This is a genomic window from Streptomyces sp. NPDC020898 (genome assembly GCF_044333925.1).
Classification (GTDB): domain Bacteria; phylum Actinomycetota; class Actinomycetes; order Streptomycetales; family Streptomycetaceae; genus Streptomyces.
In genome coordinates, this window is sequence record NZ_JBIRRV010000029.1 from 59,459 (window position 1) to 74,494 (window position 15,036).

At 71.6% G+C, this 15,036-nt stretch carries 13 protein-coding genes; 6 read left to right on the forward strand and 7 right to left on the reverse strand.

Annotated features, from left to right (window positions below; translation table 11 throughout):
• The first annotated feature begins 97 nt into the window (after nt 1-97).
• Genes ACH4TV_RS45250 through ACH4TV_RS45260 form a run of 3 tightly spaced genes read left to right on the forward strand, consistent with a single transcriptional unit; the run spans nt 98 to nt 3,812 of the window.
• Nucleotides 98-1,156 (forward strand): iron ABC transporter substrate-binding protein, encoded by a 1,059-nt coding sequence (locus ACH4TV_RS45250; protein WP_398407296.1) that lies wholly within the window; start codon nt 98-100, stop codon nt 1,154-1,156.
• A gap of 41 nt (nt 1,157-1,197) precedes the next feature.
• Nucleotides 1,198-2,721, forward strand: coding sequence for an ABC transporter permease (locus tag ACH4TV_RS45255; RefSeq protein WP_398407297.1), 1,524 nt, complete (start codon nt 1,198-1,200; stop codon nt 2,719-2,721).
• Between the two features lie 2 nt (nt 2,722-2,723).
• The gene (locus tag ACH4TV_RS45260) at nt 2,724-3,812 is read left to right on the forward strand and encodes an ABC transporter ATP-binding protein (protein WP_398407298.1); all 1,089 of its coding nucleotides are present in this window, start codon (nt 2,724-2,726) and stop codon (nt 3,810-3,812) included.
• Nucleotides 3,813-4,126: 314 nt separating this feature from the next.
• Here the strand turns inward: ACH4TV_RS45260 and ACH4TV_RS45265 are convergent, their stop codons facing one another.
• Nucleotides 4,127-4,531, reverse strand: coding sequence for an amphi-Trp domain-containing protein (locus ACH4TV_RS45265; RefSeq protein ID WP_398407299.1), 405 nt, complete (start codon nt 4,529-4,531; stop codon nt 4,127-4,129).
• Between the two features lie 377 nt (nt 4,532-4,908).
• Nucleotides 4,909-6,243 (reverse strand): diacylglycerol/lipid kinase family protein, encoded by a 1,335-nt coding sequence (locus ACH4TV_RS45270; RefSeq protein ID WP_398407300.1) that lies wholly within the window; start codon nt 6,241-6,243, stop codon nt 4,909-4,911.
• Between the two features lie 225 nt (nt 6,244-6,468).
• Between ACH4TV_RS45270 and ACH4TV_RS45275 the strand changes: the two genes are divergently transcribed.
• From ACH4TV_RS45275 to ACH4TV_RS45285, 3 genes are all read left to right on the forward strand, one after another.
• Complete coding sequence (locus tag ACH4TV_RS45275) at nt 6,469-6,813, forward strand: carboxymuconolactone decarboxylase family protein (protein WP_398407301.1); 345 nt, start codon at nt 6,469-6,471, stop codon at nt 6,811-6,813.
• A 41-nt stretch (nt 6,814-6,854) separates the two neighbouring features.
• Nucleotides 6,855-7,268, forward strand: a complete 414-nt coding sequence (locus ACH4TV_RS45280; protein ID WP_398407302.1) for an SHOCT domain-containing protein — start codon at nt 6,855-6,857, stop codon at nt 7,266-7,268.
• A 310-nt stretch (nt 7,269-7,578) separates the two neighbouring features.
• On the forward strand, nt 7,579-8,997 hold the full coding sequence (locus ACH4TV_RS45285; protein WP_398407303.1) for a DUF2252 domain-containing protein: 1,419 nt from the start codon (nt 7,579-7,581) through the stop codon (nt 8,995-8,997).
• Between the two features lie 111 nt (nt 8,998-9,108).
• On the opposite strand, the gene ACH4TV_RS45290 is transcribed toward ACH4TV_RS45285, so the two are convergent.
• The 5 genes from ACH4TV_RS45290 to ACH4TV_RS45310 form a co-directional block, all read right to left on the reverse strand.
• Nucleotides 9,109-9,336, reverse strand: coding sequence for a DUF5133 domain-containing protein (locus tag ACH4TV_RS45290; protein WP_398407304.1), 228 nt, complete (start codon nt 9,334-9,336; stop codon nt 9,109-9,111).
• A gap of 341 nt (nt 9,337-9,677) precedes the next feature.
• On the reverse strand, nt 9,678-11,195 hold the full coding sequence (locus tag ACH4TV_RS45295) for an SDR family oxidoreductase (RefSeq protein ID WP_398407305.1): 1,518 nt from the start codon (nt 11,193-11,195) through the stop codon (nt 9,678-9,680).
• A 160-nt stretch (nt 11,196-11,355) separates the two neighbouring features.
• Complete coding sequence (locus tag ACH4TV_RS45300) at nt 11,356-13,905, reverse strand: FtsX-like permease family protein (protein ID WP_398407331.1); 2,550 nt, start codon at nt 13,903-13,905, stop codon at nt 11,356-11,358.
• 21 nt (nt 13,906-13,926) lie between these two features.
• On the reverse strand, nt 13,927-14,700 hold the full coding sequence (locus tag ACH4TV_RS45305) for an ABC transporter ATP-binding protein (RefSeq protein WP_398407306.1): 774 nt from the start codon (nt 14,698-14,700) through the stop codon (nt 13,927-13,929).
• The gene (locus ACH4TV_RS45310) at nt 14,697-14,951 is read right to left on the reverse strand and encodes a hypothetical protein (RefSeq protein WP_398407307.1); all 255 of its coding nucleotides are present in this window, start codon (nt 14,949-14,951) and stop codon (nt 14,697-14,699) included. The genes ACH4TV_RS45305 and ACH4TV_RS45310 overlap by 4 nt, the downstream gene beginning before the upstream one ends.
• Nucleotides 14,952-15,036: the final 85 nt, after the last annotated feature.

The following is a 15,036-nucleotide window of genomic DNA, read 5'->3' on the forward strand; positions in this document are numbered from 1 at the left end:
TGGGCATATGCGTTATCTACAAGGTTAGGCTGACTTAAGGAAGCTTAGCCTGACCTAACCATGGCCCCGGCATGACCGGAAGCGGAGGAGCCGCATCGTGAGTATCTCCAGGATGAGGCCCCTGCTCGCATCGGCCCTCGGCGGTCTGCTGGCCCTGGGAGCCACGGCCTGCGGATCGGAACAGGCCGCGCAGGCCGAGGCCCGAGCGGCGGGCCCGGACGAGAAGATCACCGTGTACAGCGGTCGGAGCGAGTCGCTCGTCAAGCCGGTGCTGGAGGGCTTCGAGAAGGCCAGCGGCATCACCGTCGAGGTGCGCTACGGCGATACCGCGCAGATGGCCGCCCAGCTGCAGGAAGAGGGCAGCCGGAGCCCGGCGGACGTCTTCCTCGCCCAGGACGCCGGGGCCCTGGGGGCCGTGGCCGAGAAGGGTCTCTTCGCCGAGCTGCCCGACGAGGTACTGGACAAGGTGCCGGCCGAGTACCGGGACGACGACGGCGAGTGGGTCGGTGTGACCGGCCGCGTGCGCACGATGGTCTACAACACCGACGAGGTCACCCAGGCCGAACTGCCCGAGTCGGTGTTCGAACTGACCGAGCGCGAATGGAAGGGCAAGGTCGGCATCGCACCGACCAACGGCTCGTTCCAGGCGTTCGTCACCGCGATGCGGGTGGAGCACGGCGACAAGAAGACCGAGGACTTCCTCGCGGGGCTGAAGGCCAATGACGCGCAGATCCGCGAGGGGAACGCGCCGATCGTCGCCGACGTCAACTCCGGCAAGCTCGCTTCCGGGCTGGTCAACCACTACTACGTGTACGAGCTGGCCAAGGAGGAAGGCGCCACCGTCGACGCCCTGAAGGCGAAGAACCACTTCTTCCCAGGCAAGGACATCGGCAGCCTGGTCAACGTCTCCGGTGTGGGCGTGCTGGACAAGGCCGACGACGATCCCGACGTCCGCGAGTTCGTCGACCATCTGCTGGGCACCCAGGCCCAGACCTACTTCGCCGAGCAGACCTACGAGTATCCGCTGATCGACGACGTCGCCACCGCCCCCGGCCTGCCCCGGCTCTCCTCGCTGAACGCACCGGACATCGACCTCAACGACCTGGACGACCTGGCGGCCACCGTCGAAATGATCAAGGAATCGGGGCTCGTCTGACCATCACGCCGCTCCTCGTCCTGCGCCGGGCACGGCGGCTGATGCCGCGCCCGGTACTGGCCTGCGCGGCGATGCTCGCCATCGGTGTCGCCCTCGTTCCGCTGGCCTATCTGGGGATACGGGTCGGCGAGGCCGGCTGGGACCGGATCGCCGACGAACTGTTCACCGAGCGCACCGGGACACTGATCGTCCGGAGCGTGGCGCTCGCGGCGGTCGTCACCGCGGCCTGCACGGTCCTGGGCGTGGTCGCGGCGTTCCTGGTCACCCGCACCGACCTGCCGGCCCGGCGGCTGTTCGGGGTGCTCGCCGCGCTTCCCCTCGCGGTTCCCAGCTACGTCGCCGCCTTCGCCTGGGTGTCCACGACGGAGGGCTTCGAGGGCTTCTGGGCCGCGGCCCTCGTACTCACGCTGGTCTCGTACCCGTACGTCTACCTGCCGGTCGCGGCCGCGCTGGTCGGCGTGGATCCGGCGCAGGAGGAGGTGGCCCGGTCGCTGGGCCGCGGCCCGTGGCGTACGACCGTCGGCGTGACGCTGCGCCAGGTACGGCCGGCGGTGGCGGCGGGCGCACTGCTGGTCGCGCTCTACGTGCTCTCCGACTTCGGCGCCGTCTCGATCCTGCGGGTGGACGTCCTCACCCGGGCCGTCTTCACCTCGATCAACCTCGGCTTCGACCGTACCGGGGCGCTCGTGCTCGCCACGGCCCTCGTCGCCCTCACCGCACTGATGCTTCTCGCCGAGCAGCTCAGCCGACGACGTGCGGCCCGCTACGCCCGCCTCGGCGGCGGGGCAGCCCGGTCGCCGAAGCGACTACGCCTGGGCCGGCTGCGCGGGCCGGCCGCACTCGGGCTCGCCGGTGTGATCGGGGCGGCTCTCGGCGTGCCGGCCGCGAGCCTGGTCCGGTGGTTCGGCGAGGGCGTCTCACGGCCCGGGTCGCTCGGCGAGCTCGCCGACGCGGCCGGCAACTCACTGCAGGTCGCTCTGCTCGGGACCGGGCTGACCATGGTGCTGGCGCTGCCGGTGGGGCTGCTGTCCGCCCGCGCACCCGGACTGCTCGCCGTCGCCCTGGACCGCCTGGCCTATCTCTCGCACGCCCTTCCCGGCCTGGTCATCGGGCTGTCGCTGGTGTTCTTCGGCATCAACGTGGCCTACCCCCTCTACCAGAGCGTGTGGCTGCTCGCGCTGGCGTACGCGGCCCTGTTCCTGCCCCTGGCGGTCGCGGCCGTCAGCGCGGCCGCGGCACAGGCCCCGCCCGGCCTGGAGGAGGTGGCCCGCTCGCTCGGACGGCGCCGTACGTACGTACTGCGCACGGTGACCCTGCCACTGGCCGCACCCGGCATCGGCGCCGGCGCCGCACTGGTCTTCCTCACCTGTATGAAGGAACTGCCCGCCACGCTGCTGCTGCGCCCCACCGGAATGGACACCCTCGCCACCGGTCTGTGGAAGCACACCTCGGTCGCCGCGTACGCGGCCGCCGCACCCTATGCGGCGCTGCTGGTGCTCATCGCCTCCGTGCCCACGTGGTGGCTGTCGGCACGCACCGGCATCCTCACCCGGACAGGCGGCTGACCATGGCGGAACTGCGCATTGTCGGCGTCCACAAGGCCTACGGCCGCGTCCGGGCGCTGTCCGGCGTGGACCTCCGCGTCCGCTCCGGAGCGCTCGTCGCCGTCCTCGGCCCCTCCGGTTCGGGCAAGACGACGCTGCTGCGCTGCATCGCGGGCTTCGAGACACCGGACGCCGGAGAGATCCGGATCGACGGCCGGCGTGTCGCCACCCCCGACGCATCGGTGCCGCCGGAGCGGCGGCGGATCGCGGTGGTTCCCCAGGAGGGCGCGCTCTTCCCGCACCTGTCCGTCCTCGGCAACGTCGCCTACGGGCTCGGCCGGGCGGCCCGGCGGGCCGGCCGGGCAGCTGCCGTGCTGGACCTGGTGGGGCTGGCAGGCTTCGAGGACCGGATGCCGCACCACCTCTCCGGCGGGCAGCAGCAGCGCGTCGCGGTCGCCCGGGCACTCGCGCCGCGCCCGCCGGTCGTGCTGCTCGACGAGCCGTTCAACGCTCTCGACGCCGCGCTGCGCGCCGAAGTGCGACGGGACGTCTGGCAGGCCCTGCACACCGACGGCGCCACGGCGGTTCTCGTCACCCACGACCAGGCGGAGGCCCTGTCCATGGCCGAGGAGATCGCGGTCATGCGGGACGGCCGTATCGTCCAGACCGGCCCCCCGGAACTCCTCTACGGATCCCCGGCCGACCCGTGGGTGGCCGGGTTCGTCGGCGAGGCGGTGTGGCTGCCCGGTGTCATGGACGGCGACCGGGCTCGCACCCCGCTGGGCACCGTAGGACTCACACCGTTCGAAGGCGGTGCGCCGACCGGCCCGACGCGCGTGCTGCTACGGCCCGAACAGATCACGCTCGCCCCACCGGGGGCCCCGGACGCGGTCGCCGCGACCGTGGTGCGGCGCGACTTCTACGGCCACGACGCGGTGCTCGCCCTGCGCCTGAGCGACGGCACGATGGTGGCCGCGCGGGTCTTCGACCCGGCCGCCCTGCCGCCCGCCGTCGGGGACGAGGTCGCCGTGCGTGTCCGCGGCACCGCCCGCGCCTTCCCGCCCGGCGGACGACCTGACGGCCACGCCCAGCCGTCCAGCACGGACGGGTAGCCCGGATCCGTCCGTCTTCCGCGACACGGTGGCCGGCCCTGCGAGCCAGTACGCATGATGTGGAGGTCTGGTCGCTTGTCGCCGACCGGGGGTGACCTGGCGGGACGTGCGGGGTGCCTCGGTCAGCGATATCCGTAGGCGTCCGGCACGGCGCCGTACCGTTCCTCGAAGAGCTTCCCTGAACGCCTCGACCGAGCACGACGACGGCCCACGCTGATGGGGACAGCGGCGCGCACTTCCGAAACCGAAGCGGTGCAGCCGCGCCCCACGCCCCCAGGAGGGCAGGGCGGCGACGACACCGCACAGCGCACGGCTCAGGAAGTTTTCGTAGCGGACCGCTTCGCGCTCTTGCTTTTGCTTCTCTTGGCACCCGTACCGCTGCGCCCTCGCTTTGTCGGGACGCGCTTTCGCGTTGTGGCCTCGTCCGTGTCTGCGGCCGTCCGTGACGGCTCTGTCCCGGTCGGCTCTGTCCGGGTCGACTCTGTCCGGGTCGGCGCGGTGGGCCACTTGAGCTCGATCTCCAGCTCGATCTCCCCGTTACCGATCTCGACCTCGATCTCGCTGCGAAGGTCGTCGGGAATCCGCAGGCTCAGCGTTCCCGGGCTGAGTTCCAGTTCGGCGTCCCCACCTTCCCGCAGCACGGCTGCGAGTGCTGTGAGCTGGTCAGCCGCCTCACGGCGTGACAGCGAGCGCTTCTGCTCGAACTTGAGGTCCTTCATGGTGTCTCCGATCCGGATAGGAGTCCGTTTCGCCGAGCAGCGGAAGACCAGGACGGTGCGAGCCAGTCAGGGTGAGCTCCACTGTGGGCCCGTCGAGTGCGGTTCCGCATCACCCGGAACAGGTGAGTGCCGGGAGTCGTCTTCCCGGCCGTTGCCCGGTCGGCGACGAACCCGATGCCGCGAAGTACAGGGCGTCGGTACGGGGGGCGCGGTGAACTGCCGTATGAGGCCCGCTCCAGCAGGAACACGAGGTGTCGAGGAGTCGTGACAGGGAGACGGCGGCGAGCGACCCCATGACCCGCGCCCCGGTCCGGCCGACACGCCGATCGCCCTCGCCCCCGGCCGGCAGGGTCGTGCGAGAGCCGGATCCCGCACGGTCATCCGCCATGTCCCGCGGCCCTCCGGATCGTCGTCACGGCCAGTCGCCGCACCCGGCGCCAGTCCATCGGGGGTCTGCCGCGCGGCACGCCGGGGCGGTCGCGGGGGACCCGTACACGCAGGGCGCCCGGGCGGATCCGGCACCGGACCGGGGTCGACAGGGTGAGGGCCTCTCCGTCCACACCGACCGGAACCGTATCCGCGTCCGCATCGACGACGACCTCCTGAGCGGTCAGTTGCGCGAGGCCCGGCGCCCGGTGCCCGCGGAGCATCCCCGCCGCCTGCGCCGCGCTGTCGACCTTCACGCCCAGCACCCCGAGGACGCCGGAGTCCAGCCGTTCCCGGCGGCCCAGCCCCGCCGGGTCGTCCGTCCGGTACGGGTTGTTGCTGACCAGTACGGCCTGCGGCTGCTCGACGGTCACGCCCCCGGCGCGCACGGCCAGTCGCGGGCCGTACTGGTGCGTCAGCAGGTCGGGCAGCATCTGCAGGGTGGTGCGGGCCTTGTCGTCGCGGTAGGCGGGGCTCTGCACGACGGACGCGTAGGCGCCGAACGACGCGTTGTTGACGAATACCCGGTCGTTGATGATGCCCAGGTCGATGCGGAGTTCGACGCCGTCGGTGAGTGCGTCGAGACACTTCGACGGGTCGTCCCTGTCCAGCCCGAGGTCCAGGGCGAAGTGGTTGCGGGTGCCGGCGGAGATCACCATGAACGGCAGATCGCGCTCCGCGGCCACGGCCGCGACGAGGGCCTGTGTGCCGTCGCCTCCCGCGACGCCGAGCAGGTCCGCGCCCGCGTCGGCGGCCCGGCGGGCGAGCGCGGCCACGTCCTGCCGGTGCGTCACGTCCAGGACGCAGACCTCGGCGCCCAGTGCCTCGGCCTTCTCCCGCAGCCGGAACCGGCCGACCTTGCCGCCGCCCGAACGCGGGTTCATGATCAGGTAGGGGCGCCGCGGCGGCGCCGGTGTGCGTTCCGGGGTCCGTGCCGGGGCGGTCTCGGCGCCTGCCAGCGCGACCCGGCCGCAGAAGACGGCCAGGACCCACAGCGCGAGCGAGACGAGCACCACCCACAGCAGCCCGGACGCCATGTACAGCACGACGACGGCGGCGGGGGCGGCGCAAGCCAGCGCCCCGGCCAGCACCCTGACCAGGCCGGTGTGGACGAGCGCCCACCACACGCCCGCCGCCGTCACCGCCAGCCCGCCGGCCCCCACGAGGACGAGCAGCAGGCTGTGCAGCCCGGCGAACAGCAGCAGCACGACGATCGCCCCGATGCCCGCGATCACGGCCACGCGTGCGGTCCAGCGTGGAGCGAGCGCGGAGCGGCTACCGGACATGTCGACCTCCCACAGGCGGGGTGCGCTCGGTCCTCCATGCCACCGTGCCTGCACCCGGTCCGGCATCACCCGCTCGGGGGGATCCTCCGGACGGAGGGCCAGAGGGCCCCTCGCACAGACGGGAGCGGTCCTACGACGATCACCCCTTCCGGGTGAGGCGGTCCGCGGCAGGCCCAACTCTGATGGAGGTGCACGACACCGGCACCCCCAGGAAGGAATCGAGCCATGGCCCAGCAAGAGACAGGCGCCCAAGGCGTCGCCGCCCTCGCCGAAGCGAACGCCCCCGTATTCGAGACGATCGTCCAGATGACACTCGACACGTTCGAACGTTCCGGGTTGGACGAGGAGACGTACCTGCTGGCACGTATCGCCGCCCTGGTGGCCATGGATGCCTCCGCCCCCTCCTATCTCCTCAACATCGGCACCGCCGCGGAACTCGGCGTGCCACTGGAGAAGGTCCAGGGAACGCTCGTGGCGATCGCCCCCGTGGTGGGGAGTGCCCGGGTGGTGTCCGCGGCCCGCAATATCGGCGAAGCCTTCGGGCTCGAAATCAGCACCGAGGACCACTAGCCGGAACAGCGGCAAGGCAACCGTGACCCGGAGGAGAAGTGATGAGCGGCAGCGTGAACCTGGCCTACGACTTTCCCGTTCTGGGGGCTTTCTGGTCGATCATGTGGTTCTTCCTGTGGATCATGTGGTTCGCCCTGCTCTTCCGCGTCGTCGTGGACATCTTCCGTGACGACGACCTGAGTGGATGGGCCAAGACCGGATGGCTCGTCTTCGCGATCGTCCTCCCCTTCCTGGGCGTCTTCGTCTACGTCATCGCCCGGGGAAAGAACATGGGCAAGCGCGAACAGCGTCACGTCAGAGCCCAGCGGGAGCAGACGGAGCGGTACATCCGCGAGACCGCGGGCAGCGCCGGCACCAGCGAGGCGGACGAACTCGCCAAGCTCTCCGAGATCCGCGCCAGGGGCGACCTCACCGACGAGGAGTACCGCCGGGCCAAGGAGAAGGTCCTCCACTGACCCGCGCGTGCGCGCGCCCGCCAGGACACCGTGGGCGCCGCCTCGGATCGATCGATCTCGCCGATGGCGTGATCTGGACATATGTTGTAAACAACGCCTGATCGGTCTGGCGTGACGAGGTTGAACCATCCGCTTCGGCAACCGGCCGGCTCCGAGTTCGGCGTCAACCACAGTGCCCACAGCTGCGGTCGACATCCGTGCCGTCAGCGCCGGCCTCGTTCCGAGCATGCGGAGCGTCGACTCCCTCTCCCTCCCTGACAGGCATCGCGAAAGCCCTGAACGTCGGGCAACACCTCAGGGAGGGTCCGCAATGACCGAGAGCCACCTTTCCGGCGTCGACACACGGCACCTCACCCCGCAGGAGCGGGTCGCCCGTGGCAAGGCCGCACGCGCCGACGCACCCCGGTCCAGCCACGCGGAGTTCGTACCGCCGCCGAAGCGTACGGACCCGGTGGAGATCATCGAGCAGCAGTCCGCGACGCGCGTGCCGGAACTCGTACCGATCCGCTACGGCAGGATGAGCGAGGCGCCGTTCCGCTTCTACCGCGGGGCCGCCTCCATCATGGCCGCCGACCTCGCGGAGACGCCGCGCAGCGGATTCAGGGTGCAGTGTTGCGGCGACGCGCACATGCTCAACTTCCGGCTGCTCGCCTCGCCGGAACGCCATCTGATGTTCGACATCAACGACTTCGACGAGACCCTGCCCGGACCGTGGGAGTGGGACGTCAAACGGCTGTCGGCCAGTTTCGTCATCGCGGGGCGGGCCAACGGCTTCAGCACCAAGGAACGGGCGTCCGTGGTACGGGCCACCGTGGGGTCGTACCGCGAACGGATGCGGGCCTTCGCGGGACTCAGCAATCTCGAGGTCTGGTACACCCGCTTCGACGCGGACGAGCTCCAGCAGCAGTTCGCCCCGTTGCTGGGCGCAGGAACGCGCGATCGCTTTGACAAGGCCCGGGAGCGGGCCCGTGCTCATGACACGCTGCAGGTCTTCGACAAGCTCACCCACTTCATCGACGGAAGGCGTCAGATCGCTCCCGATCCGCCTCTGCTGGTACGGCTCCAGGATCTGCTGCCGGACACCGAACGCGGCGAGCTGGAGAAGCTGCTCGGCCGGCTGATCGAGCGCTACGGCCAGACCCTGCAGACGGACCGCCGGTTCCTGCTGGAGAGCTACCGGGTCGCCGACATGGCCCGCAAGGTCGTCGGTGTGGGCAGTGTGGGAACCCGCTGCTGGATCATCCTGCTGCTCGGCAAGGACGACGAGGACCCCCTGTTCCTCCAGGCCAAGGAGGCCGACAAGTCGGTTCTGGCGCCTTACGTCGGCAACAGCACGTTCGCCACCCAGGGCGAGCGTGTCGTCGCCGGCCAACGGCTCATGCAGGCCACCAGCGACATCTTCCTGGGCTGGGAACACGTCACGGGCATGGACGGCAGGCAGCGGGACTTCTACGTCCGCCAGTTGCGGGACTGGAAGGGCATCGCCGTGGCCGAGAGCATGTCGCCGAAGCGGATGGCCCTGTTCGGCCGGCTGTGCGGTGCCACACTTGCCCGCGCCCACGCCAGGTCCGGAGACCGGATCGGGATCGCCGCCTACCTGGGTGGCGGCAGCGCCTTCGACCGTGCGCTGGTGACCTTCTCCGAGCTGTACGCCGACCAGAACGAGAAGGACCACCAGGCTCTGGTCGATGCCATCCAAGCGGGACGGGTCCCGGCCGAAGCGGCCTGATGCGCGCTGCGTGAGTCTCAGTTCCCTGCCCGGCCGGTACCGCGCCCCGGCCGGGCAACCAGATCCCTCTGCCCGGCGTCGACCCCGTGAGCGGGGGCCGGCACGTTCAGTTCAGGAGTGGAAAGGCTGTCGCCGGTTCATGGCGTCGGCCAACTGCCGACGGGCCACGGACAGTGCCGCATCCAACTGGCGGGTGCCGGTGACCACGCACAGCGTGTAGGTCGCGTCCTCGAGCCGGCGCGCGACCTCCGGGCCGGCGCCGGACACCGCGTGCCGTCTGAGCGTCTCGCACCGCTCGACCAGTTCCCGCAGAAGCGAAGGGTGTGCCACTACCGTCATGGCCGCCTCCAGTGCCAAGGCATGGGGATCGTCCGACATATCACTCCAACGGTCGCAGCCGTCGGCGCTCCCTGCATCTGGAGGACGATGCCGAGGTCCACTCGTGCGGGGCAGCCGGCTCATGGGCATCCCGGGTCCTTGTGCGCGCCGAGACGCCGAGCAGTACAGATCCAGGCGGTGTGGCGGCCAACTGACCTCCACGGTCGATGTGTTGCTGTGTCACGGCTGTGCCACAGCGGCGTCCTGGAGGGAAGACGGGTGTGACCTGCGGGCTCTGGGAGACCTCATAGTGATCACAGAGCGGGAAACGGTGGAAACGCCGTCGGCTCCCTGCCACCCCCTCAGTGGATACGGGCCGGTTCAGTGGCGGCCGATTCGGCCGCCACCGCGATGTTGCGGGCCATGCCGCCGAAGACGGCGGTGTGGAAGGGGGCCACGCCCCACCAGTAGGCGTGACCGGCCAGGCCGTGCGGATGGAACAGGGCTCGCTGCCGGTACACCGTGCGGCCCTGGGAATCCCGGCCGACGGTCATCTCCAGCCAGGCCAGGCCAGGCAGTCGCATCTCCGCACGCAGCCGGAGCAGCCGGCCCGGCTCGATCTCCTCCACCCGCCAGAAGTCCAGGCTGTCGCCGACCCGCAGCCGGATCGCGTCCCGGCGGCCCCGGCGCAGGCCGACACCGCCCACCAGGGTGTCCAGCCGGCCCCGTACGGACCAGGCCAGCGGCGAGGAGTACCAGCCGTTCTCGCCGCCGATCGCCTCCACCACCCGCCACAGCGCCTGCGGCGACGCATCGACCGTACGCTCGCGGTGATCCGTGTAGAGGCTTCCGCCCGCCCAGTCGGGGTCGGTCGGCAGCGGGTCGCTGGGGGCGCGGGGAGTCGAGGCCGAGGACCACCTGGTGGCCACGTCCGCGTCCCGCACCCGCCGCAGAGCCAGCCCGATCGCCCGGTCGAGGGTGACCGGTCCCTCCGGCGGGTCCGGCACGTAACGGACGATGTCCCGCTCGGCGCAGACCACCTCGTGCTTCAGCGACTCGACCAGCGGGCGCGCGAGGGAGCCCGGTACCGGGGTGACCAGACCGACCCAGAGGCTGGACAACCGGGGGGTGAGCAGCGGAACGGGGACGATGACGCGTTTCGGCAGCCCGGCGACGACGGCGTACCGCCGCATCATCTCCTCGTACGTGACGACATCCGGCCCGCCGATGTCGAAGGTCCGGTTCACGTCGTACGGCAGCCGCGCGCAGCCCACGAGGAGCCGGAGCACGTCGCGGACGGCGATCGGCTGGATGCGGGTGCGCACCCAGCTCGGGGTCACCATCGCGGGGAGCCGCTCGGTCAGGTGCCGCAGCATCTCGAACGAGGCCGAACCCGACCCGATGATCACGGCTGCCCGTAGTACGGCGGTCGGCACGCCCGAGGCCAGGAGGATCCGGCCCACTTCGGCGCGGGACCGCAGATGGGGTGAGAGCGCGTGCTCGGGTACGCCGGAGGGGGTCAGCCCGCCGAGGTAGACGATCCGCCGGATTCCGGCAGCGCGCGCCTGTTCACCGAAGATCCTGGCCGCGCGCCGGTCGGTGTCCTCGAAACCCCGCCCGGTGCCCAGCGCGTGCACCAGGTAGTACGCGACGTCCATTCCCTCCAGGGCCGCGCGCACGGACTCCTCGTCCGTCACGTCCCCGCGCACGACCTCCGCCTGCCCGGCCCACGGGTGGTCCCGCAGCTTTCCGGGCGAGCGGGCCAGGCAGCGCACCGAGTACCCGGCCGCCAGCAGCTCCGGCACCAGTCTGCCGCCCAGGTAACCGGTGGCGCCGGTGACCAGACAGCGCGGCGGCCGGCCGTCCGCAAGAAACGTCATGGCTCTCATGTCTTCCCGGAACGTGCCCCTCAGAAGGGCTCTGCCACTGTTCCCTGTTCCCTGTTCCCTGTTCCCTGTTCCCTGTTCCCTGTTCCCTGAGGCCATGCTTGGGGCCGAGGACGAGCACCGCAACCGCACGGTCGCGACGACGCGGGCCGGGTCACTGGGCGCGGAGGGCGTCGGCGGGTGGGGTGCGCAGGGCCTGGCGGGTGGGGAGTTCGATGGTGAGGAAGGCCGTGACGGTGACGGTGAGCGCGAGGGCGGGCAGCAGCCACACCGGGCCCGCCGGCCAGGGGTGACCGAGGAAACCCTGGCCCAGGAGGGCGAGTGGTACGGCGGACAGCAGCAGAGCCGCTGTGAGCGCGGTGGCGGCGGTCACCGCTGCCTCGCGGCGCATCATCGCGCGGATCTGGCGGGGTGTGGTGCCGATGAGGCGGAGAGCTGCCAGTTCGACCCGGCGCTGGGCGGTGGCGGCGACGAGCTTGTTGGCGATGCTGAGGAGGAGGTAGACCAGCAGGACCACGATCGTCGCCAGGTTGATCCACACCTCCGGTGGTGCGTCCTGCAGGCCGTCGGCGGACGTGGGGTTCGTGTCCGCGAGGGCCAGGCCCGGGTGGGACGCGGCGAGCGATGTCAGTGCCTGGCGGGCGGTCGCCGTGCCGTCCGTGCGGATCAGGATGCTCTGGTCGAGCCCCGTCGTGGTGTGGCCGGCCGCCAGGTCGTGGGACAGGACCACCGAGCCGAAGCCGAGACCACGGGCGTAGACGGCGACCACCTCGGCGTCGACCCTCGCGCCGTCGCCGAGGACGAGACCCACCCGTCGGCCCACCGACGCGGAGCGCGAGCGGGCGACGTCGCTGCTGACGGCGACGGTGGCGCCGGTGAGGCCCTTCAGGCTGCCGTCCCGTACGTCGAGGTCGAGGACGTCCGACGCGTCCGGGGTGAGGATCATCGCGGAGGCGGACTCGGTCACCGTGTCGTTGAACATCTTGTACGGCCACACCACGGTGGTCGTGCTCACCGGTGCCGCCGCCCGTACACCGGTCGTGTCCCGTACGTCGGCGAGCGTGCCGGCGGGCAGTCCGCCCAGGCCCGGCGCGTCGAGGCGCTGCTGGGCGAGGGTGCCGGTGCGGGTGTCGTCGGCGGTGGCGGCCAGCACGGTGGTCTGGGTGAGGGCGTACGTCAGGACGAACACGACCGCCATGGCCAGGGTGCTGACGATCCCCGCGTTGCGCAGGGCGTAGGCGCGGACGTTGGCCATGGCCAGCCAGGTCGGTGCGGAGACGCCGGTGCGGGTGCGCCGGGCCGCCGCGTTCCCGATGGCCCGGACGAGGGCCGGGCCGGCCAGGGCCAGACCGATCGCCCCGAGGATGCCCGCGATGGATGTGGCCGCCGCGCCGAGAACCGTCGGGGAGAAGAGCGGTACGGCCGACATGGTGGTCGCGCCGACGATGACGAGGAGGCCGATGCGCGTCCGGGTGCGCGACGGATCGCGCGGCTCGCTGCGCGATTCGGCGACCGCCTCGGTGGCGGGCAGCCGCGAGGTGCGCCACGCCGAGCTCCGGGCCGCGATCTGCACGGTCAGGGCCATGAGGAGGATCGTCGCGAGGGCGGGCAACGGGCTGACGGTGAGCGGGAGTTCGGGCGGGACGAGCCCCCGGTCCGCCAGCAGTCCGCGGAACTGCCCGGCCAGCAGATACCCGAGCGCCACACCGGGTACGAGGGCCACGGCCGCGACGACGGTCGACTGGGCGGCGGCAAGTCGCCTGATCTGCCGGGGAGTCGCGCCGACGGCCCGCATCAGCGCGAGGTCGCGGCGCTGCCCGGCGATCGACACGGCCAGCGCGCTCGCCATCACGAACCCGGTGATCAGCAGGACGATCCCGGACAGTGATCCGGCGAGGAGGATCAGGAGGGAGCGGGACGCGCCCGCTCCGTGCGACACCAGGTCCCCGCGGTCCGTGCCGGTGACCGTTTCGAGCCCGGTGCCCTTCAACCTCGTACGGACTTCGGCGGCGACCTGTTCCTCGGCGCCGGGTGCGGTGCGGAGGCCGATCAGGTCGACGGTTCCGGCGCGCGGGCCGCCGTCGCCCTTCTCCCTTCCCGACAGCCGTACGGCCGCCGCATCCGCGAAGAAGACACCGGCGCCCGGCGCGTCGACGACCGCCGAGACGCGGTACCCGGCGGCGGGCCGGGCGTTCGCAACGACCTTGACCCGGTCGCCCGCCTTCACCCCCGCCGCAGCGGCGGTAGCGCTGTCGACGGCGATCTCGGCGGAACCGGCCGGCCCGCTGCCCTCGACACGCGCACCGTCCAGCAGCTTCACCGAGGACCAGCCGTGTCCTGCGGCCTGGGGGTTCCCGGCCGCCACGACCCGGCCGTGCGCGTCGACGAGGGCGGCGGGGAATCCGAGGTCGCCGACCGCCCCGGTGACACCCGGCAACTCGGCGAGTTCGCCCACCAGTCGGGCCGGCACCGTACGGCGTTCCGGGAGCGCGATCGGCAGGTCACCGCTCGGGTGGAGCTCCTGGTCGGCCGCGACGACGACGTCCGCGCCGCCGAGACGGCCGGCGGGCAGGTGGGAGCGCAGGCCGGACTCGGCCAGGACGCCGGTGCCGGTGATCAGGGCCGCGCCGCCGAGAACCGCGCAGGCCACGGCGATCAGTGCGGTGATCCGGTGTCCGGCCATCTGCAGAGCGAGACGGAACATGGCGAACTTGACGAACATGGCTCAGACCCCCGCCAACGCGACGAGCCTGCGGGCCAGTTCGGGGGCGGTCGGCGCTTCGAGGGCCTCGACCACCCGGCCGTCGGCCATCACCAGCACATGGTGTGCCCGGGCCGCGGCGGCCGGGTCGTGGGTGACCATCACCACCGTCTGGTGCAGATCGTCGACGAGGTCGCGCAGCAGGTCCAGGACCTCGTGGGCGCTGCGCAGGTCCAGCGCGCCGGTCGGCTCGTCGGCGAACACGACAGCCGGCCTGGCCGCCAACGCCCGTACCACGGCGGCCCGTTGCTGCTGGCCCCCGGAGAGTTCGGCCGGGCGGTGGGTGAGCCGGTCGGCCAGACCGACCCGCTCCGTCAACGTCCGCAGCCAGTCGTGGTCGGGGGTACGTCCCGCCAGCCGCAGCGGCAGCGTGATGTTGTCCTGGATGCTGAGCGAGGGGATCAGGTTGTACGCCTGGAACACGAACCCGACGCGCTCCCGGCGCAGTTCGGTACGGCGGGTCTCGTTCAGGCCGGCGATCTCGTGGCCGTCGATGCGGACACTGCCCGAGGTCGGGGAGTCCAGCCCGGCGGCGCAGTGCATCAGGGTGCTCTTGCCGGAGCCCGAGGGCCCCATCACCGCGAGGAACGTGCCGCGTTCCACGGTCAGCGACACCTCGTCGAGGGCACGGATGCCTCCCGCGTACTCCTTGACGACCCGGTCCAGGACGATGGCGGGCGTCGACGCTTCGTGGGCGGTGGTCCCCGAGTTGCGGGTCCAGGCCAGGGCGGCGTTCATCGACGGCCCCGCAGGTGGCGCACGGCGAGGGTGCTCGCGGCGAGGAGGGTGACGACGCCGCAGGCCAGGTGCACCCAGGTGTCCGCTTCGGCGTAGGTGGCCGCCGAGTTGGCGACCGCGCTGACCACGACCACGATCCAGAGCAGCGTACGGACGACCTCCCCGCCGGTGACGCCGGGCGACGACGCTTCGTGCGGGCCGTCGGCGGGGGTGTCGGGGGTGGTGAGGCGGTAGGGATCGGTGGTCGCCATGGGGCTTCTCCTGCGGTGCTGAGCGGTCTGTCCGGGGGTCCGGCTGACGTCGTCGACGCTACGGATCGGCACCCCTCCCGGCCGA